At 44.9% G+C, this 19,621-nt stretch carries 15 protein-coding genes; 12 read left to right on the plus strand and 3 right to left on the minus strand.

The window, feature by feature from the left end; translation table 11 throughout:
• Positions 1-16: 16 nt before the first annotated feature.
• The 7 genes from M3180_RS21835 (at position 17) to M3180_RS21865 (ending at position 9,934) form a co-directional block, all read left to right on the plus strand.
• Positions 17-994, plus strand: coding sequence for a carbohydrate ABC transporter permease (locus M3180_RS21835; RefSeq protein ID WP_251671526.1), 978 nt, complete (start codon positions 17-19; stop codon positions 992-994).
• Positions 995-1,030: 36 nt separating this feature from the next.
• A complete protein-coding gene (locus M3180_RS21840; RefSeq protein WP_251671475.1) occupies positions 1,031-2,215 on the plus strand; it encodes a glycosyl hydrolase in 1,185 nt (394 codons plus the stop codon).
• Positions 2,166-3,383: an SGNH/GDSL hydrolase family protein gene (locus tag M3180_RS21845; protein ID WP_251671477.1), complete on the plus strand. Its 1,218-nt coding sequence runs from the start codon at positions 2,166-2,168 to the stop codon at positions 3,381-3,383. The genes M3180_RS21840 and M3180_RS21845 overlap by 50 nt, the downstream gene beginning before the upstream one ends.
• Positions 3,380-5,011: a glycosyl hydrolase gene (locus M3180_RS21850; protein WP_251671479.1), complete on the plus strand. Its 1,632-nt coding sequence runs from the start codon at positions 3,380-3,382 to the stop codon at positions 5,009-5,011. The genes M3180_RS21845 and M3180_RS21850 overlap by 4 nt, the downstream gene beginning before the upstream one ends.
• Before the next feature lie 27 nt (positions 5,012-5,038).
• Positions 5,039-7,612, plus strand: a complete 2,574-nt coding sequence (locus M3180_RS21855; RefSeq protein WP_251671481.1) for a beta-mannosidase — start codon at positions 5,039-5,041, stop codon at positions 7,610-7,612.
• A 546-nt stretch (positions 7,613-8,158) separates the two neighbouring features.
• Entirely contained in the window at positions 8,159-8,866 is a 708-nt protein-coding gene (locus tag M3180_RS21860) for an HAD family hydrolase (protein ID WP_251671483.1), read from the plus strand.
• 54 nt (positions 8,867-8,920) lie between these two features.
• A complete protein-coding gene (locus M3180_RS21865) occupies positions 8,921-9,934 on the plus strand; it encodes an HD domain-containing phosphohydrolase (protein WP_251671484.1) in 1,014 nt (337 codons plus the stop codon).
• Between the two features lie 186 nt (positions 9,935-10,120).
• Here M3180_RS21865 and M3180_RS21870 read toward each other — a convergent pair whose 3' ends face one another.
• Entirely contained in the window at positions 10,121-13,018 is a 2,898-nt protein-coding gene (locus M3180_RS21870; protein WP_251671486.1) for a DEAD/DEAH box helicase, read from the minus strand.
• 123 nt (positions 13,019-13,141) lie between these two features.
• Between M3180_RS21870 and M3180_RS21875 the strand changes: the two genes are divergently transcribed.
• Positions 13,142-14,137 (plus strand): LLM class flavin-dependent oxidoreductase, encoded by a 996-nt coding sequence (locus M3180_RS21875; RefSeq protein WP_251671488.1) that lies wholly within the window; start codon positions 13,142-13,144, stop codon positions 14,135-14,137.
• A gap of 87 nt (positions 14,138-14,224) precedes the next feature.
• Positions 14,225-15,517 carry a TraB/GumN family protein gene (locus M3180_RS21880; protein ID WP_251671490.1) on the plus strand — a complete coding sequence of 431 codons (1,293 nt, stop codon included), beginning with the start codon at positions 14,225-14,227 and terminating at the stop codon, positions 15,515-15,517.
• 150 nt (positions 15,518-15,667) lie between these two features.
• On the opposite strand, the gene M3180_RS21885 is transcribed toward M3180_RS21880, so the two are convergent.
• Positions 15,668-15,991: a thioredoxin family protein gene (locus tag M3180_RS21885; RefSeq protein WP_251671491.1), complete on the minus strand. Its 324-nt coding sequence runs from the start codon at positions 15,989-15,991 to the stop codon at positions 15,668-15,670.
• A gap of 283 nt (positions 15,992-16,274) precedes the next feature.
• Here M3180_RS21885 and M3180_RS21890 point away from each other — a divergent pair, with 283 nt between their 5' ends.
• From M3180_RS21890 to M3180_RS21900, 3 genes are all read left to right on the plus strand, one after another.
• Positions 16,275-17,057 carry a TerC family protein gene (locus M3180_RS21890; RefSeq protein ID WP_251671493.1) on the plus strand — a complete coding sequence of 261 codons (783 nt, stop codon included), beginning with the start codon at positions 16,275-16,277 and terminating at the stop codon, positions 17,055-17,057.
• Between the two features lie 78 nt (positions 17,058-17,135).
• A complete protein-coding gene (locus M3180_RS21895; RefSeq protein WP_251671494.1) occupies positions 17,136-17,579 on the plus strand; it encodes an MEKHLA domain-containing protein in 444 nt (147 codons plus the stop codon).
• Positions 17,580-17,594: 15 nt separating this feature from the next.
• Complete coding sequence (locus M3180_RS21900) at positions 17,595-18,473, plus strand: DUF72 domain-containing protein (RefSeq protein ID WP_251671528.1); 879 nt, start codon at positions 17,595-17,597, stop codon at positions 18,471-18,473.
• A gap of 134 nt (positions 18,474-18,607) precedes the next feature.
• Here M3180_RS21900 and cheB read toward each other — a convergent pair whose 3' ends face one another.
• A complete protein-coding gene (gene cheB / locus M3180_RS21905) occupies positions 18,608-19,621 on the minus strand; it encodes a chemotaxis-specific protein-glutamate methyltransferase CheB (RefSeq protein ID WP_251671495.1) in 1,014 nt (337 codons plus the stop codon).

Consider the following 19,621-nt stretch of genomic DNA (forward strand, 5'->3'; position numbering starts at 1 on the left):
GACTGCAATGAACGAAATGGACAATAGCTACTATAGAAAGCAAAAGTCGATTCAACGCTTTTTTGATGTGACGTATTCGATATTTCGAGCGCTGCTCGTCATCGGTATTTCATTTATTATTATTTATCCGATATTACAAAAAATATCGGTTGCTTTTAAGGATAAGGTTGACATCTACAATCCAACGATCTATATGATTCCTACCCACTTCACATGGGAAAATATTGATCTTGCAATGGGCATTCTCGACTATTTTCCGATGCTCGGTAAAACGCTTCTGTTCGTCATCGTTACGACGCTGCTTACGACAGCTAGCTGTGCTTTAGCTGGCTATGGCTTTGCTAGATTTAATTTCCCGGGAAATCAAATATTGTTTGCTTTTGTCGTAATGACGATATTGGTGCCGAGTACAACCTTAATGCTGCCGTATTACCTGCATTTCAAAAACTTTGATATTCTCGGAGTGGTATCGCTTTTTACAGGCAAGTCAGGGGTCAATCTTATGAATACGTATTGGCCGTCGATTATTACATCAGCAACAGCGATTGGGCTTAAGGCCGGGCTATTCATTTATATTTTTAGACAGTTCTTCAAGGGCTTACCGAAGGAGATTGAGGAAGCTTCATTAATTGACGGTGCTGGAGGCATTCAAACGTTTTTTAGAATTATGCTGCCGAACTCTGTTCCGCCGATCATTACCGTCGTATTGTTTTGCTTTGTCTGGCAGTATAATGACACCTTTTATACAACGTTGTTTATGAGTGGAATGGAGCTTATGTCGTTGAAGGTCGCAACGCTTTCCTCTCAGGCCAATCAGTTTATCCCTGTACTAATGGGGTATTCACACGGCTCTGGCTTTAAGGCAGACCCGAACCATGTTGCTATGGTTGTTGATACGGGGATATTACTAGCCATTGCTCCGTTAATTCTAATGTACATTGCTGTTCAGCGTTACTTTGTAGAAAGCATCGAACGTACCGGAATTGTCGGCTAAACATTCGCTGCGTGCACATAAGGGAGAGAAGAGGATATGGTGAACTATAATGTTGAGCCCAAGCTAATCAATAATGATGCAACGCCTGAAGCATTAGCTTTAATGGAGTATTTGTGCAGCATTTATGGTGAAAAAGTACTGACTGGTCAGCAAATCGGGGTTGTTACTCAGCCTGAGGTTGAAGTTATCGCTGCACTGACTGGCAAGTATCCTGCGGTATATGGCTTTGATATGATGAACTACTCTCCTTCACGAGTTGAGCGTGGTTCAAGCTGTAACGATGTAGAGGAAGCGATAGCGTGGTGGAACAACGGTGGAATTGTAACCTTTTGCTGGCATTGGAATGCCCCAATCGGATTAGTTGATATCCCACCAGAGCGAAGCTGGGATCGAGGTTTTTATACGGAAGCGACAACCTTTAATATTGCAGAGGCGTTGAAGGATGAAGAAAGCGAGCTATACCAGCTTATGATCCGTGATATTGATGCAATAGCCGAGCAATTGAAGCGGCTGCAGCTTGAACGTGTTCCTGTTCTGTGGCGACCATTACATGAAGCAAGCGGCGGCTGGTTTTGGTGGGGGGCACAGGGTGCAGAGCCTTTTCTTAAGCTGTGGCGGTTAATGTACCATCGCTTGACTAACGTACATCAGCTCAATCACTTGATCTGGGTATGGAACGGTCAGCATAAGGATTGGTATCCTGGCGATGAATATGTCGATATTATCGGCGAGGATATTTATGCACCTCGACATGACTATAGCTCACAACGAGAACGGTTTGAGCAAGCGGTGCAGTATACGATGACACCAAAGCTTATCGCTCTTTCTGAAAATGGTGTGATTCCAGCCATCGATGAGATGCAGCGTGATAACGCAATGTGGCTATGGCAGTGCACATGGTACGGTGAGTTTGTGTGCAAGCGAGTTACTGCTCATGACATAGTCTCGAATAATGTGCCAGATGGGCACGAAGCAGCAACTCAAGATGACTCAGAGGCTGCTGAGCGAGAGATCATGCAACCGTCACCTTATATTAAGCACGGTGACCACTATTATACGTATTGTGGGGATTATACAGAGAAGCAAGCGATCATCGACTTCTATAATGATCCAAGATCATTGACGCGAGACCAGCTCCCTAACTTAAAGTGTGGTGAAAAGGAGAACAGTCATGACATTTCCAATCATACGAGCAAGAAAGCCGCTGAAGCATTGGAATAGCTGTCTTGAACAGGGTGCGATTACGATTGGCTTTCTAGGTGGATCGATTACAGACGCAAGACCTCGTCACAATTGGCCAGAATATGTGCGCGAATGGCTGCTTGCTACCTATTCCAATGTACGGCTTCGGATTGAAAATGCCGCGATTGGTGCAACAGGCAGTGATCTAGCAGCACTCCGTGTAAAGAGGGACATCATTGATCGCAATTGTGATGTTGTGTTTATCGAGTATGCGGTTAACGATCATGATGTCCCATCGTATCGTCGAAGACGTACTCGGGAGGGCTTAATTCGTCAGCTATATAAAGCTGGTGTTACTGAGCTGATATTCGTCTATACCTACTCCGGTGAAATGAAGGAGGAGATAGACAAGGGCAGATACCCAGCTTCGATCGCGGAGCTGGAGGAGCTTGCAATTCACTATCACATTCCTTCGATCTGGGTAGGGAAACACGGACTAGATCAAGTAGTAGCAGGAAAACTTTCAATGGATGAATGGCTTCCAGACGGGCTCCATCCTGAGGAGCGAGGCAGCCGAATATATGCGGAATGTGTTATCGAGTATTTGCAAAGTGAGCTGCAAGGTCAAGAAACTTTGGACCGTAAGCACATAAAGCATGATGCTGGAGCGATACAGCCTGAACAGCTGCTTTACGAACCAGTCACAGATACTTCAGAGGTAGAACGTTCGAAAGGCTCTTTATTGCAAATATTACAGCAGCCTGATGCCTCTAAGCTTCCAAGAACACTTGACCCGTTATGTTGGGAGTATATTGTTGAGATTCCACTTTCGGAGCTGGAATTGAAAGGGCAGTGGGTAGAGCAGCGCTGGCATCAATATGAATGGATAGATACGATGCTGGAAACGAATGAGCTGGGTGCTAGCTTATACTATTCCTTCCGTGGAAGAGGCTTAATGCTCGTGTTTGATTACGGCAGCTGCTCAGCTGAATTCGAGTATCGGATTGATGATGGCGAATGGATATACTCGAATCGTGATTGTCCCGAGTGGGTTGGTGATGACGGCTGGCTTAGGCTGTTCGACTGCGGGGATGAACATACTAATGAAGAGCACCGAATAGAGCTGAGAGTGGTAAAGCCGAGGCATGAACGACAGGAGCTCGGTGAGTATATTTTCCGATTAGGGAAGGTGGCGATCATTTTATGAGAGAGGCGCCTAGAAATGATCGGATCACCATGATTGCTGTTATGTGTATTGTTGCTGCTACCATCGGTCTTGTCGTTACAACTCATGCACTGCAGGAGAAGCACATGGCTACAACTAAGGGAACGGAGCAGATTATGGTGGATATAGGTATATCCAACAGTGATGGTGACACTGACGACGAGTTGTCAGAACAGGCTGTTATACACAGTAATAATAATAATGGAAGCAATGTTATGGAGCACGCTGATGTTGCTCGGCCAGCTTCAGATGCTGAAAAGCTAAGATTCGAGGCGGAGCAAGGAAAGCTAGAAGGTACGTCAGTTGCAACTACTGCTGCCGGATACTCTGGAGAAGGCTATGTAACGGAATTTTTCGATGAAGCTGATTCTGTGCATATAGCGATTGAGGTTGAGGAGGCTGGCTTGTATACGCTATATGTTGGCTACCGTGCAGCCAACGGCTATAAGGAGTCGGAGCTATACGTCAACGATGCTCCCTTCGGTAAGGTTGTATTGAAGGAAAGCTCTAGCTTTACGAATACGAAGGTAACACGTATTCTACTAGAGCAGGGAAAAAGCATACTTACGTTTACTAGAGGCTGGGGATATTTTGATCTGGACTATGTGGAGCTAGAGCGCTTTGACACTAGTCAGCTCGCTGCTGCGCCGATTACAGAGAAGCTAAGTAATTCTCATGCAACACCTGAGGCTGTCGCTCTCATGAACTATCTAAATGAGCATGCTGGGAAGTCGGTCATTAGCGGTCAGCAGCTCTACACGCATATTATCGATATCGAGCAAATAACTGGAAAGCGTCCTGCTATCGTTGGTTTTGATTTTATTGAATATTCACCGACAAGAGCAGCTTACGGCTCTCGCTCAAGTGAGGTAGAATCGGCTTTATCCTGGCATAAGCAGGGTGGTATTGTGAGCTTTCTATGGCATTGGAATGCACCGACTGGACTAATTGATGAGCCAGGAAAGGAATGGTGGAGAGGCTTTTACACTGATGCCGTAACCTTTAGTTTGGCAGATGCGCTTAAGGATACAACGAGTGAACAATATCAGCTTCTGCTATCCGATATGGATGCTATTGCACAGCAAATTAAAATTTTGCAGCTTAATGATGTGCCAATTTTGTTTCGCCCGCTGCATGAAGCAGAAGGTGGATGGTTTTGGTGGGGAGCAAGTGGACCAGAAGCAGCCAAGGAATTGTACAGACTGATGTACGATCGATTCGTTAACGAGCATAAGCTGAATAATTTGATATGGGTGTGGAATTCGGTTGATCCTGCTTGGTATCCAGGAGACGACGTCGTAGATATTGTAAGCTATGACAGCTACCCGGTGGCAGGAGATCATAATCCGGTAGCTAATGTGTATGATGCATTAGTCGAGCTGACTGGAGGGAGCAAATATATCGCTATGATGGAAAACGGTTCGATTCCTGATCCAGATGCAATGGAGGCATATGGTGCGAATTGGGGCTTGTTTATTACGTGGAACGGTCATTTTACGTTAGATGGAGAGCACAACAGCAAAGAGTTTTTGCACCATGTCTATAATCATCCACGAGTCATAACGTTAGAGGATCTTCCGAATTTTAAAGAGAAGAATGAAAACAACTAACTTTTACTGTAACTGGAGGAGAATTCAATGAGCCATACGATGTTTATAGATTCCTGGAGCTTTAAAGCAACGAAGGATGAGACGTGGATGCCAGCCCAAGTGCCGGGCTGTGTACATACGGATCTATTAAAGCAAGGACGTATTCCAGATCCTTTTTACGGGACAAATGAGCATGATCTGCAATGGATTGATAAGATAGATTGGGAGTATAAAAGCAGCTTTGAAGCGTCTGAAGCATTCATGAAGGAGGAAATAAAGGAACTCCACTTTCATGGGCTTGATACCTACGCCAATGTGTACTTAAACGATCAGCTCATTGTTGAAGCCGATAATATGTTCCGCATCTGGCGTGTGGATGTGTCGGATAAGCTGAAGGATGGTAAGAATGAGCTTAAAATCGTTTTTCGTTCTCCGATTCAAGAGGACTTACCGAAGCTGAGAGCGTTAGGCTACCGGTTGCCAGCCTCTAATGATCAGTCTGTGCTTGGCGGGCTAGGTGAGGATCAAGTAAGTATATTTGCTCGTAAAGCGCCATACCACTATGGCTGGGACTGGGGACCGCGCTTTGTAACAAGCGGGATATGGCGTCCAGTGGAGCTTGTCGCTTGGTCCGGTGTCCTAATAAGAGATGTATATATCGATCAGCTCCATGTAACAAACGAGGAAGCGAAGCTAATTGCACGGGTTCAGCTGGATTCAACAGTTACGGGCAAGCATGCCCTTCAGCTAACGACAGAGGATATGAGATGGAATCTTCAAGCCGAGCTACAGCCAGGAACTCACGAGCTATCGATGCCGATCGTTATCGACAACCCTAAGCTATGGTGGAGCAGAGGATTAGGTGATGCTCATCGCTATACCTTTACAGTTGAAGCTGTAGCTGAACAGGAAGGGGGAAGCTATACATCGTTAATGCAGGTTAAAACCGGTCTGCGCAGTGTGAAGCTTATTCGTGAGCGTGATGCAGTAGGTACAGGTGCATCGTTTTATTTCGAGCTGAATGGTGTCCCTGTATTCGCCAAAGGAGCCAATCATATTCCGAATGATAGCTTTATTACAGAGGTAACGGAGGAGCGTTATCGCGCAGAGGTGCTTGCAGCAGCGGAAGCGAATATGAACATGCTTCGCGTATGGGGCGGTGGTATCTATGAACCGAATGTATTCTATGATCTATGCGATGAGTACGGCATTATGGTATGGCAGGACTTCATGTTTGCATGCAGCATGTATCCAGGAGATGAGCATTTTCTGCAAAATGTAAAGCAGGAAGCAATCGATAATGTGAAACGGCTTCGTAATCATCCATCCATCGTACTGTGGTGTGGAAACAATGAGATTGATTCGGCATGGGCTCACTACGATGAGGACGCTGGCTGGGGCTGGAAAAAAGCATTTAGTGCTGAATTGCGCGAAAAGCTATGGAGCGACTACGAGAAAATTTTCCATGAACTATTACCGAGCGTTATTAGTGAGCTGCATGCTAGTGTAGAGTACTGGCCTTCCTCCCCAATCGTATCGCTGACAGGCAACAAGGAGCAGCACGGGAACCCAGACACGAACGAAGGCGATATGCATTATTGGGGCGTATGGCACAACGTCGAGCCGTTTGAAAATTATCAAATTAAGCTAGGTCGATTTATGAGTGAATATGGCTTCCAGTCGTTTCCAGAATATCGTACGATTCGCAGCTTTGCAGAAGAGGATGAGCTAGATATTAGCTCAACGGTGATGAAGGCTCATCAAAAGAATGGCGACGGGAACCGGTTAATTAAACAATACATGGATATCTATATGAATCAGCCTGCGAGCTTTAAGAGCTTTCTATACTTAAGCCAAGTGCTGCAGGCGGATGCAATGAAGATGGCGATCGAAGCACATCGGAGAAAAATGCCATATTGCATGGGATCGTTATACTGGCAAATGAACGATTGCTGGCCTGTCGCTTCCTGGTCTGGCATCGACTATTATGGCCGCTGGAAGGCGCTGCATTACTATGCGAAACGCAGCTTTGCACCGTTATTAATTTCCGCGCAGGAGGAGCACGATCAGCTGCATGTTTACATCGTATCGGACCGACTTGCTCCTAGTAAGGGCGTGCTATGGTTAGAGCTCTTCAATACGAGTGGAAAGCTGATACGTACAACAAGCAAGGAAGCGATAAGTCCAGCAAATTCCTCTCAGCTAAGCGAGAGCATATCGATTGCTACATTGCTTGATGGACAGCGTAAGGAAGAGGTTGTACTCGTAGTCACTTGGATCGGTGAGGACGGGGAGCGGGTTAGCTATGAGCATTACTTTGTAAAAAATCAGCAGCTTGAGCTTAAGAAGCCAACGATTGTTGTGAAGGAAGAGCACGCTGAGGAAGGGACAGTCATCACGCTATCAAGTGATGTTGTCGCTAAACAGGTTGTGCTTATTGCAGAGCACGAGGGCATGTGGTCAGATAACTACTTTGATCTAATTCCTGGCAAGCCGCATACCGTTACCTTTATGCGCTATGACGGCAGCGCACAATATCGCCATGCACAAGCAGGAAGTATTACGGTGCAATCGATGTTTGAGCATGTTGTGCATTCCTCTGCTGCAATTGCAGATGCATAAGTGGTAAGAGCTCACTGCTTCATCACATAAGTTATATAGGCTCAATATAGCTTTAATGTAAAAACAGGTGGAGAAGATTTTCTCCACCTGTTTTATTTTCAGGAATATAAGGACTTTCAATTGAATATCATTGCTGCTCTTTTTCTTTACTACTTTTCCTTGCTTGACGGTAGCTGACAAAAAGCAAAAAACCACCTACGACAAGACAAGAGTAAAACCAAACGGAACGATACCAAGTATATTTAAATTCCGTCCAAAAGCTCATTCCACCTTCACTTACAGACGGAATAGAATATAGTGACACTTCCAATCCAAACATGACGAGGCAAAACAAAAATACAGGAAGGAATAAAATCCACATTAGCTTAGCATTCATACAAAACCAACTTTCTAATCATTAGATGTAATGTTTTAAGCGAAGCACTACATAAGTATCGGTCATTGCAGAGCAGAAATCAATAAACCGAGTCATTATTAACACAAAATACAAATCTTAAAATTAGTTTTCTGATACAATAGAATTACTTTTAAATGTAGGAGAGTACAATGAATAAAGCTGTATTTTTTGATGTTGATGATACGCTGTATGATCATTTGATTCCTTTTCGGAAGGCTGTTTATCCATGGACTGAGCATATTGCTCATTTTCCATACGAGAAAGCTTATCACCGTATGCGTTACTATAGCGATATGCTATCACTAGAGTTTGGCGGCGCTGGTCAGATGGAGGAAGGTGACTCAACTGATCTTATGCGAAGAAAAAGATTCCAGCTAGCACTGGAGGAATTTGATGTTCTGTTAACAGAGCAGGAAGCCGAGCAGATACAGCAGCTGTATCTAGCGTGCCAGTTTGATATTGAGTGCTTTGATGGGGCAAGGGAGCTAATACTGGAGCTGCAGCAGAAAGGCTATGTGGTAGGCTTGCTTACTAATGGCGCAGAAGCTCACCAATGGAAAAAAATTCGCGCGCTAAAGCTTGATGAGCTCATTCCACTGAGCCGAATTTTTGTATCAGGTACATATGGGATCGACAAGCCAGATCCGGATATTTTCCGTCTTATTAATGAGAGAATTGATATACCGGCAGCGCAATGTACATACATTGGAGATTCTTGGCGCAACGATGTAATTGGCGCTTGCCATGCTGACTGGAATGTCATTTGGTTCAATCATCGTGAGCTAGAGCAAGAGGCGGGTATAACGCTGCTCGGTGATGTGAAGGATTATGCTGAGCTTAGAGCGATACTGCTATAGCTTAGCTTGCGATGGAATGATAGCAAACAATCTACTAAAGAGAGTGAAAACGAGATGGACAATGCGAATAAACGATTACTTCCTTATTTTGAACAGCTTTTGCGTTTGTCCGATGCGGTCATTATTACGGATTCGCGACATCATATTTGTTTCGTAAATGAGACGTATGAACGAATAACGGGCTTTGCTGCTCACGAGGTAACGGGGAGAAAAGCAGGCTTATTGCGTACGAAGCATACCCCTGCTGAAACATACCAGCATATGCACCATGCATTAAGCCGCAACGAGCCATGGTCTGGTGTATTCACGAACCGTAAACGAAGCGGTCAATTGTGGCATTCCTCCATTACGATTACACCTTATGTTGTGGAGGAGCAGACGTATTATGTTGGGGTTTTCCGCGAGCTAGAGCAGCTGCAGCGAGGGCATTACTTGGATGAGCAGCGGGCAGGTAATCTTCAGAGCTCGTTGCTGAAGGTGCTTGCTATATCCTGCGAGATTCGTGACCCCGGGATAGAGAACCATCTCATACGAGTTCAGCAGCTGACGGAGCTGCTAGTCAATCGTTATAACGAAACGCAAGGTCAAAAGCTGCTTCAGAGCTATATCCAGCAAATAATTAATGGGAGCATCCTTCATGATATAGGCAAATCAGCGATACCAGAAGGAATATTGTACAAGCCGGGCACACTTGCGCCGTATGAACGGACGATTATTGAGATGCATCCCTACATTGGTGTAGACATCCTCGATAAAATTAATGGTGAGCTTCATGATGAGCTGTTTGAGGATGAATTTGCCGTTGCTAAAAATATCATCCTTCATCATCATGAGCGCTGGGATGGCAATGGATATCCGATGAAGCTTAAGCAGACAGATATTCCGCTTGAAGCACGTATCGTAAGTGTAGTCGATGTGTTTGATGCATTAACCTCAAAACGTCCCTATAAGGAAAAATGGACGGCTAAGGCGGCGATTGAGCTGCTTATCGAACAGAAGAACAAGCAGTTTGACGCTGAAATTGTAGACGTCTTTGTTACACTGTATGAGGATGGTCTGCTGGACTAATTTGCTAATCTAATAATGAAGACTTAAAGCTTCTAGGTTATGAGGCGTTAAAAAGCGAACTATACTGAATCTTCGACTTGAAGCTTCAGCATATAGTTCGCTTTTTTTCATTGGCAAAAAACCTGTGGTCCCCCAGCCTCTTTGCATTTTCGTTAGCTGAAGCCTAACTAATACTCTTAAAATAGCTTATGAGTCATCCTCTAGCGACTGATGCTGTAGCAGCAAAAGCAAATCATCCTCAGACAATGAGCTGGAGCTTAATGTATCCTGCTCGAGCATATCGTTAACAAGCTGCTGCTTACGCTCCTGCAGCTGAATCATCTTATCTTCAAGTGTTCCCTCTGCAACTAATCGAATAATATGCACAGGCTGCTGCTGACCGATACGATGCACACGGTCGCCTGCCTGCTGCTCTACAGCGGGATTCCACCATAAGTCGTATAAAATAACGGTATCTGCACCTACAAGATTGAGTCCTGTTCCACCTGCTTTTAAAGAAAGCAAGAACAGCTCGCGTTCTCCTTGATTAAACCTATCGACAAATTCAATTCGCTCCTTTGCTGGCGTACTGCCATCCAGATAGAAGTGTCGAAATCCTCTAAGCTCCAGCTCTGTTGAGATGATACGAAGCATGGAAGTAAATTGAGAGAAAATTAGTATCCGCTTGCCCATACTGCTGCCCTCTTCTACGATCTGAAGCAGCTGCTGCAGCTTCGCTGAGTCACCCGTATAGCCTTCAATGAACAAGGCGGGATGGCAGCATATTTGACGAAGTCTCGTAATACCGGCTAGTATTCTAATTCGTCGTTCGCCCTTCCTCTTAGGGTCAAGATGCTTTAAGGAATCCTCCTGCAGCTTTGCCAGATGTGCTAAGTATAGCTTTTTTTGCTCCATCGTTAGCGGTGAGCTGTAGGTAGATTCGACCTTCGGCGGCAGCTCCTGCAGTACATCTCTTTTTGTTCTGCGCAATAGGAAGGGGGCTATGGCTTGCTTTAGCTTAGCTCTGTGAAGGTCCAGCCATTTTTGCTTCTCTGTAAACAGCTCAGGGTTAACAAAGCTTAGTATGGATAGGAGCTCCTCTAGACGATTCTCAATCGGTGTTCCTGTCAACGCAAAGCGATGGGCAGCGCTAAGCTTTCTTAACGCTAAGGACGTTTTCGTATAGTCATTTTTAAATGCTTGTGCTTCATCGCAAATGATCGTATGAAAGTGGTGGCCTTCAAAAAAGTTAAGCTGTGAACGCAGCGTTTGATAGGAGACGATCCATATATGCGCCTGCTGCCACGCTTCTTTATGCTTCACGTGACTAAAATGCTCTGCTTCGAGTACGGCAACCTCAACTCCGGGCGCAAAACGCTGCAGCTCATGCTCCCAATTGTACAGTAGTGATGCAGGCGTAACGACGAGCTGCCTGTCCATTGCTGCACTGCCCATTTCATACTGACTTACGAGAAACATAATGGCCTGCAAAGTTTTACCTAGTCCCATTTCATCTGCCAAAATTCCCCCTAGCTGATGCTGTGCCAAATTCGTCATCCACTGATAGCCATCAAGCTGATAGTCACGCGGCTGAGCCGTAATCATTTGTGGTAGTGGCGCATTAAGTTGCTCGGGATTTCTAATACTGTTAAGAAACTGTCGCAAGCTCCGAGACAGCATAATTCCTTCGGCTTGATCCATAGCTAGCATTGCTGGAATCGCACGCTGAAGCGGAATACGTTCATCATACTTGCTTGGATGGGTCAAGCCGAGCTCCTTCATCATTCGCAGCAGTGCATCGTACTGCGGGTTCTCTAGAGATAGCAGCGTACCTTGAGATAAGCGATAATATTTTCGCTTCTGTACGAGAGCAGCCAGCAGCTGCTTCAACTCCTGATCGCTAATGCCTTTCATCGAGAATGAATATTGAAGCCAGTTGCTTTTTTCCTCCCAAGAAAGCTTGAGCTGCGGATAAACCTCTTCGGTCACATATCGAAGCTTAACAGCTGTCGTTGCATGGATCTGGGCGAGCTGCTTTAATTGAGGCAGAATCGTTCGGAAAAATGTGTATTCATCATCATCACCTTCAATGATCATGCCACCTTCTGTCTGGAGGCCGGGCAGCTCTAACAGTAAATTTAATATTGCATCCTCTTTATCTCTTTCCCGCAGCACGATAAAGTCGTGATGGGTTGCAGTGCCAGCGGGCTGAAAGGGCTGAATCGATAAGCTGCCATAATGAAATTCTACCCCGATGAGCAGCCGTTCACGGATTCTGTCTAAGTATATCGCAGCCTGCAGAGGCGTTGAAGTCAGCTTTCCAGCGATATCATCGGCAATGTGAATCGTTATGATTCGTTGGAGCTGCGGCACAGCTTGGTCGATAAACTGGCTAAGTGCATCCTGCTCTAGCAGCAGCTGCCCCGCCTCCTCTTGCAGCAGATTAGCAAGCTGCAGCAGCTGCTTGCCTTGCTCCCATGATATGCGATACAGCATGCCCTTCCAGCAAGCAAGCTCATAGTTTGGCAGCAGAACTAACGACTGCAGCTGCTCACCATTGATATGATAATAGCTGTCAGTATGCATGATGGACAGCGTAATGGGCAATTTATCCGAAGAGAATTGCAGCTGATCGAAGACCTGCAGCTGTTCATCTAGTGGCAAGCTATCCAGATAATATTGAAGCTGAACGCGTGGCTCCTGCTCGAGAAGAGGTTCAAGTCGATGCCATAGGCTTCCTTGCACAGGAATTAACTTCATCTTCACTGCTTCATACTCAGAAAAGAGCTGAAGCTGCTTCCAAAGCAGCTGACAAATGGTAAGAGCATTGCTATCGATCGAATATAGCTCCGGTTCATATCGAAAGCCACGCGACATGGCGTATGTTTTATGATGGAGCACAGCATCTAAAAACCGATAAGGCTGTGTAATAATGTGGTGCTTTTTCGTTCCAGCAGCTAGCTCGAGTGCAATCGAATACGAGCCGTCCTGCTCCTGCTGAAGTAAGCATAAGTATGAAAAATGCAAGGGTATGCGGTTCTGACCCGGCTTAGCAGACTGCTCAAAAATTTGCAGCAGCTGCATCGATTTGCTTTGATCCTTCAAAAATAATAACCTCCCGTTCGCTTATAGCCTGTATCATAAGTATACCTGTTCGAGCGCAACTTTGCTTCTAGAAGGTTCAATTGGTACTATAGAATTAGACATCGCAAGGAGGGTAAGAGAATAATGAAAAAAATTCCTTTTTCTATATTAGATGTAGCACCCATTATTGAAGGCGGCGGAGTGGCCGACGCATTGCAGCGTTCGGTTGAGCTTGCTCAGATGGCAGAGCAGCAAGGCTATACAAGATTTTGGCTCGCTGAGCACCATAATGCACCGAATATTGCAAGCTCAGCGACAGCTGTTGTTATAGCACATGTTGCATCCCAGACCAAAACAATTCGGGTAGGCTCAGGTGGTGTTATGCTGCCTAATCATGCCCCTCTAGCCATCGCAGAGCAGTTCGGAACATTAGAGGCTTTGCACCCAGGAAGAATTGATCTTGGCCTAGGTCGAGCTCCAGGAACAGATCCAATTACGGCTAGAGCATTGCGTGGCGAGCGGCATACGAATGGCGCGAACTTCCCGGAGCAGCTGGAGGAGCTTCAAAGCTTTATGCATCCAGCAAGGCATGTTCAGCATGCGATTCGCGCGATTCCAGGAGAGGGTGCAGATGTTCCCATTTGGCTTCTTGGCTCAAGTGATTTCAGTGCTGCACTTGCTGCAGAAAAAGGGCTGCCGTTTGCATTTGCCGGTCATTTCTCTCCGACCTATATCGTGCCTGCGTTAAAGCTGTATAAACAGTCCTTTAAGCCATCTAGCGATTATGAAAAGCCCTACAGCATGGTTGCAGTCAACGTCATCATCGCTGATACGGATGAAGAGGCTCAATATTTGGCAACATCGATGCATCAGATGTTTCTAGGCTTTATCCGCAACAAACGAACCCCACTTCAGCCTCCTGTTGAGAATATGGACGAGCTATGGAGTGAGCAGGAAAAGTTTATGGTGGAGCAGCAGGTAGGCTCATCGATCATCGGCAGCAAGCAAACGGTACAAGAGCAATTACAAAAGCTTATTGAAGCGACTGATGTGGATGAGATTATGGCAACGGCTTACATATTTGATCACGAAGCTAGATTAAATTCTTTCAAAATGCTGGCGTCCATTTTACAAAAATAATAAATTAAGTACGTTAAATACTATTGGTAACATTTAGGTGAAAGTGCTATACTAGTTTAACTATGACTTTTTAGGAGGATGAAAGACTTGAAGAAGTGGTTAACTAGCTTTATGGCGCTTTTACTCGTATTTGCATTCGCTCTACCAACACAAGCGCAATCAAGCGGTGTTTCCGTTGTGTACAACGGTGAAAAGCTGGCATTTTCTGAGCCTGCATTTGTTGAAAAAGGTAAAACGTATGTACCGATTAGAAGCTTTTTTGAAGAATTAGAATATGAGGTTAGCTATAAGGGCGCTCAAAAGGAAATTATTCTTGATTGGGCTAACTATGAATCTATTATTCATTTAGATACCATGAAGGTTACTGAATACGATGAGGTTATCATTGAAAACCTTGATCTTGTATATCGCAATCATACATATTACGCACCTATTCGTGAGCTGGAGCCTGTAACGATTACAACGACGAAATGGGATTCAGCAGCGAAAACCGTATATATTATTGATGACTATACGTCAGTTGTTGAGGAAGACCATGTTGCACCTGAGGGCTTTCTATGGAAAGTAGCAAAGGGCGACAAAACGGCTTATATGCTTGGTTCAATTCATGTAGGCGATGTATCCATGTATCCGCTGCGTGATGCTATCTATGAGGCATACGATGAATCAGATATCGTTGTAACCGAGGTGGACATCTCACGTGAACCATCTGAAGATGAGATGGTTGAAATTGAAAAACTACTATATTATCAGGATGGCACAACGCTGAAGGATCACCTGACTCCGGAGCTCTATAACTCTGTTATTTCTATTGCTAAAGAGATTGGTATGGACGGCGAAGATTTGAAAGAGTTTGAGACGTATCAGGTTTGGTTTGTCAATATGCTGTTTGCATCTTTAGCAGATGCAAGTGAAGCTAGTGCTGGACTTGGCGTTGATCTACATTTCCTATTGCTAGCTGACGAGGATGAGCTGCCAACTGGCGAGCTAGAATCGTTTATGCTTCAATATAATATGCTTTCTGGCTTTTCTTCAGAGCTGCAGGAGCAGCTATTGCAAGAGACAATAACCTATTATGAGTATTTAAGTAGTGGCATGGAATTGCCAGCAACGAGCACAGACTATCTGCTTGAGATTTGGGCTGACGGTAACTTAGAAGCGTTGGATGAAATTGCTAACGAGATGAAGTCCTCCAATCTTGAATACTACGATGGCTTGCTTACAATACGTAATGTTGGTATGACAGATAAAATCGAGCAATATTTGAATGAAGGCAGCTATAACACATACTTCGTCATTGCAGGAGCGCTGCACTTTGCAGGTGAGGATAGCATTATTAAAATGCTAGAAGAGCGTGGCTATACCGTTGAAAGACTATAAGACGAAGCTCATTAGCTGAAGCGATGCTTGAGTGAGCAGGCTTATGAAAGAATGCAACTGCTTCTAAGCTGTCGGTATTATAGCTTAGTAATTGTCAAGGGAGCAATTGAAGTTCATTAATGACTTCTTCACGCTCCCTTTTTTTATTGCTCATGTAAGCTTCTCGTAGATTGCAGAAACAGAGTGGAGTGCATATACCATGTCAACAAGCTGTCCGTGTTCAATAATGGCAAGAGCGGGTATGCTTTTAATTTGCCAAAGCTGACGAAAGTGCGGTGTGAAGTTAATGTTTGCACGATATAGACGGTAAGGAACACCTGTTTCGGCAACAATCTCAAGCATTGTTGAAGCGACCTTGCACGTTCCGCATAAGGGTGTTGTAAATAATATGGCTGCTTTACCAACCTCCATCTCTGCAATGGATAGCAGCTGCTGTTCATTCAGTTCATCTATGCTAGATATATTTTTACTCATAATTGAATCTCTCCTTCATAAAATTAAGCATAAACTTTTTTTTGAGAAAATGAAACCATTGTTAGGCGAATGCGTATAGATAGTCACAAAGCAAAACGTTTATATGAAAATACCTCCAAAGGGGAGTAGCTCTAGCAATAAAGTCGTCATTACGAGTGAAAGCTCCGGCTTTATTGGCAGCGATACAATCGTTGTTAGCAAGACCTTTGCCTATTTTGTTATAGGTAAAGGTCTTTTTTGTGTGGACGTAGTAAAGAGGATGTACATAAAAAGGAGGATCTTCATGGATTGGTCAATGTTTTTTGAATTTGGTTCAGTGCTGCTCATTCTTGTCGCTTTAGAAGGCTTGCTTGCAGCAGACAATGCCCTAGTGCTAGCCATTATGGTAAAGCATCTGCCGGAAGCAGAGCGTAAAAAGGCACTATTCTACGGGTTATTCGGTGCATTGGTGTTTAGATTTGCTTCGTTGTTCGCCATTTCTTTTCTTGTCAACATATGGCAAGTGCAAGCGATTGGCGCCCTTTACCTGCTGTTTATCGCTATAAATCATATCGTCAGAAAGCTGTGGTTCCATAGCAAGCAGGATGAGACGTCGAAGAAGGAAAAGAAAGGCAGCGGCTTCTGGATGACCGTATTGAAGGTCGAGCTAGCTGATATTGCTTTTGCGATAGATTCTATCCTAGCCGCAATTGCTTTAGCGGTATCGCTGCCAAAAACGAATCTACCGGCTATTGGCGGAATGGATGGCGGACATTTTATCGTCATATTCATTGGAGGATTAATCGGGGTTGTTATTATGCGCTTTGCAGCAAATATGTTCGTTAAGCTGCTGGAGAGCCGTCCTGGACTAGAAATTGCTGCCTTTATGATTGTTGGATGGGTAGGAGTGAAGCTTGCAGTTCATACATTAAGTCATGAGGCACTTGGAGTAATCTCCCATGATTTTGCTGAATCAACAGGCTGGAAGCTTACGTTCTATATCGTATTGATTGGTATTGCAGTATGCGGTTGGTTTTTATCAAGCAAGAAGGAAGCTGTGAGCGAAACGAAAAAGATGTCTGCTTAGTTGTTGAGTTGTTAGCAATTGTAAAGTAGCTCCGTACTTGTTAAAGTAAATGTAAATGAATAACAAGGAGGAGGCGGCATGAACGAGACTCATGCGAGAAGGCTGCTTAATAGCTACAAGCATTGGACGGGGAAAGAGCTGATTCCTATTGATTCCAAGCTTCCGCTATTAGAGCAGCTAGAGGAGTCGGCAGTTGTCATACTATCTCATGGCACAGAGCCTGATCCGATCTTGAATTACGGTAATGCCAAAGCTCTGTCTCTATGGGAAATGAGCAAGGAGCAATTTACAAAGACTCCATCCAGACTGACAGCTGAGCCGATGGAGCGTGAGCAGCGAGCTGAATTTTTTCGCAACGTGACCAGTAACGGCTATGTGGACAATTACACAGGTATTCGTATCTCCGCTACAGGGCGCAGGTTTTACATTAAGGAAGCTACTGTATGGAATGTGCTCGACGAGCAAGGGCAATACTGTGGACAAGCAGCCGCCTTTCGTACGATTGAGCGAATTGAGTCTTAAAGTGAGGGATGCATGATGAGTATTGCTATTGGTCTTGGCGGATGGGGAGATCATGATGCGATCTATCCTACAGGATTGAAAAGCAGTGATCGACTTGCACACTACAGCAAGCATTTTCATATGGTTGAGATTGACAGTACGTTTTATGCGATTCAATCACCGGAGCGTATGGAAAAATGGATAGCTGACACGCCGCCTGAATTTAAATTTATAGTTAAAGCCTATCAAGGCATGACTGGTCATCAGCGAGGCAGCCTAGGCATAGGCAATAAACGTGAGGAAATGTATGAGGCATTTCTTGCTATGCTGCGGCCGCTTATCGAGCAGGATCGACTCGCTACTGTATTGTTTCAATATCCACCTTGGTTTGATTGCATGACGAAGCATGTTATGGTGCTGCGAGCAACGAAGCAGCGAATGGGTGATATTCCGTGCGCACTGGAATTCCGTCATCAGAGCTGGTGGACGGAAGAGATGCGTGAAAAAACACTGCAGTTTATGCGCGATGAGGGCTGGATGCACAGTGTGTGTGATGAACCACAAGCAGGAGAAGGAAGCATCCCTACTGTTGCTGAAGCAACGCACCCTAAGCTGACGATGGTCAGATTCCATGGACGCAATGAAGAGGGCTGGAATGATACTGGCCACGAGAATTGGCGCGAGGTTCGTTATTTATACAATTATAGTGAGCAGGAGCTTAAGGAATGGATGCCACTGCTTAGTAAGCTCCAGTCGGAAAGCGAACAGATCTATATCGTGTTTAACAATAATTCAGGTGGACATGCTGCTAAAAATGCAAAGCAGCTGATGGTCATGCTTAGACAGCAAACGCCGGATGGAAGGCATCCAATTGAGGCAATGCCAGATAAGCTAGAGCAGCTAGAGCTGTTTTAGTAATGCATGGATAGTCACTGTTGTAGTACCTTAAGTAAGTTTGAATCCACACATAGAAAAGGGCTGAATGCATGAATTGCATTCAGCCCTTTTTGCTGGCATTTAACATACTATTAATGGTATATAAGAGCGAATTAACACAGGTTTAATAGTGCGCTTTTCATCGCATCGAGAGAGACTTGCTTCTCGACGGCACCGATGTCATAGGCAGCTTTCGGCATACCATATACGACGGAGCTTTTTTCATCCTGACCAAGTGTTCTCGCCCCGACCTTCCGCATATTAAGCAATCCCTTCGCACCATCGTTTCCCATCCCAGTTAGCAGTATACCTACTGCATGCTTTCCTGCTGCATGTGCAACGGAATCGAACAGCACATCAACCGAAGGACAATGTCCATTAATCTTCTCGCCTGATCTGCATTCAACTCTGAAGCGCTGACCGTATCGATGAACGGTCATCTGTTGATCGCCAGGCGCAATTAGTGCAGTACCAGGCTCAATAAAATCACCATTTTTGGCCTCGCGTACATTAATTGTACTCACTTGATTAAGACGATCAGCAAACATCGTGGAGAATACCGCAGGTATATGCTGTACAATAACAATACCTGGTAGTGTTGGCGGCAATGAGCTTAACACCGCGTGCAATGCTTCCGTCCCCCCTGTTGATGCTCCAATCGCAATAATGTCAATAGGGTTGCGTCCACTGATTTGCGGAGAGTGGGCAGCTTTATGTGCAGCCTTTCTAATTTGTTTAGATAATTCAAGTATAAATCGCTGCACATCGCCCTTCGTCGGTGCCCTCGGCTTGCTTAGAAAGGCAAAAGCTCCTGCCTGCAGCGCACGCTTGGCTAAATCCTCGCGTGACGATACTGCAATAATTGGCCTGGGAGCTTCTCTCATGACTTTAGCAATAAAATCGATACCGTTCATGCCAGGCATTTCCATATCACAGGTTAGCACATCGGGATTAACGAATTTCATCTTTTGCCACGCGTCATATGGATCTCGTGCAGACGGGAGCGCTTCAATTAACGGATCAAAGGAAATCCCTCTTGCAAGCGCTTCGCGAAAGACGAGAGAATCATCAATGATCAATACTTTAATTTTTTGATTGTAAACGATGTCTAGTCCTCCTCCGTCCAC

Source organism: Paenibacillus camelliae (genome assembly GCF_023715345.1).
GTDB lineage: Bacteria > Bacillota > Bacilli > Paenibacillales > Paenibacillaceae > Pristimantibacillus > Pristimantibacillus camelliae.

Excerpts from the sequence above, each read along its gene's own strand:
- M3180_RS21835 (WP_251671526.1), top strand. The coding sequence starts at position 17 with ATGGACAATAGCTACTATAGAAAGCAAAAGTCGATTCAACGCTTTTTT.
- M3180_RS21845 (WP_251671477.1), top strand. The coding sequence starts at position 2,166 with ATGACATTTCCAATCATACGAGCAAGAAAGCCGCTGAAGCATTGGAAT.
- M3180_RS21840 (WP_251671475.1), top strand. The coding sequence starts at position 1,031 with ATGGTGAACTATAATGTTGAGCCCAAGCTAATCAATAATGATGCAACG.
- M3180_RS21895 (WP_251671494.1), top strand. The coding sequence starts at position 17,136 with ATGAACGAGACTCATGCGAGAAGGCTGCTTAATAGCTACAAGCATTGG.
- M3180_RS21900 (WP_251671528.1), top strand. The coding sequence starts at position 17,595 with ATGAGTATTGCTATTGGTCTTGGCGGATGGGGAGATCATGATGCGATC.
- M3180_RS21865 (WP_251671484.1), top strand. The coding sequence starts at position 8,921 with ATGGACAATGCGAATAAACGATTACTTCCTTATTTTGAACAGCTTTTG.
- M3180_RS21890 (WP_251671493.1), top strand. The coding sequence starts at position 16,275 with ATGGATTGGTCAATGTTTTTTGAATTTGGTTCAGTGCTGCTCATTCTT.
- M3180_RS21875 (WP_251671488.1), top strand. The coding sequence starts at position 13,142 with ATGAAAAAAATTCCTTTTTCTATATTAGATGTAGCACCCATTATTGAA.
- M3180_RS21855 (WP_251671481.1), top strand. The coding sequence starts at position 5,039 with ATGAGCCATACGATGTTTATAGATTCCTGGAGCTTTAAAGCAACGAAG.
- M3180_RS21850 (WP_251671479.1), top strand. The coding sequence starts at position 3,380 with ATGAGAGAGGCGCCTAGAAATGATCGGATCACCATGATTGCTGTTATG.
- M3180_RS21885 (WP_251671491.1), bottom strand. The coding sequence starts at position 15,991 with ATGAGTAAAAATATATCTAGCATAGATGAACTGAATGAACAGCAGCTG.
- M3180_RS21860 (WP_251671483.1), top strand. The coding sequence starts at position 8,159 with ATGAATAAAGCTGTATTTTTTGATGTTGATGATACGCTGTATGATCAT.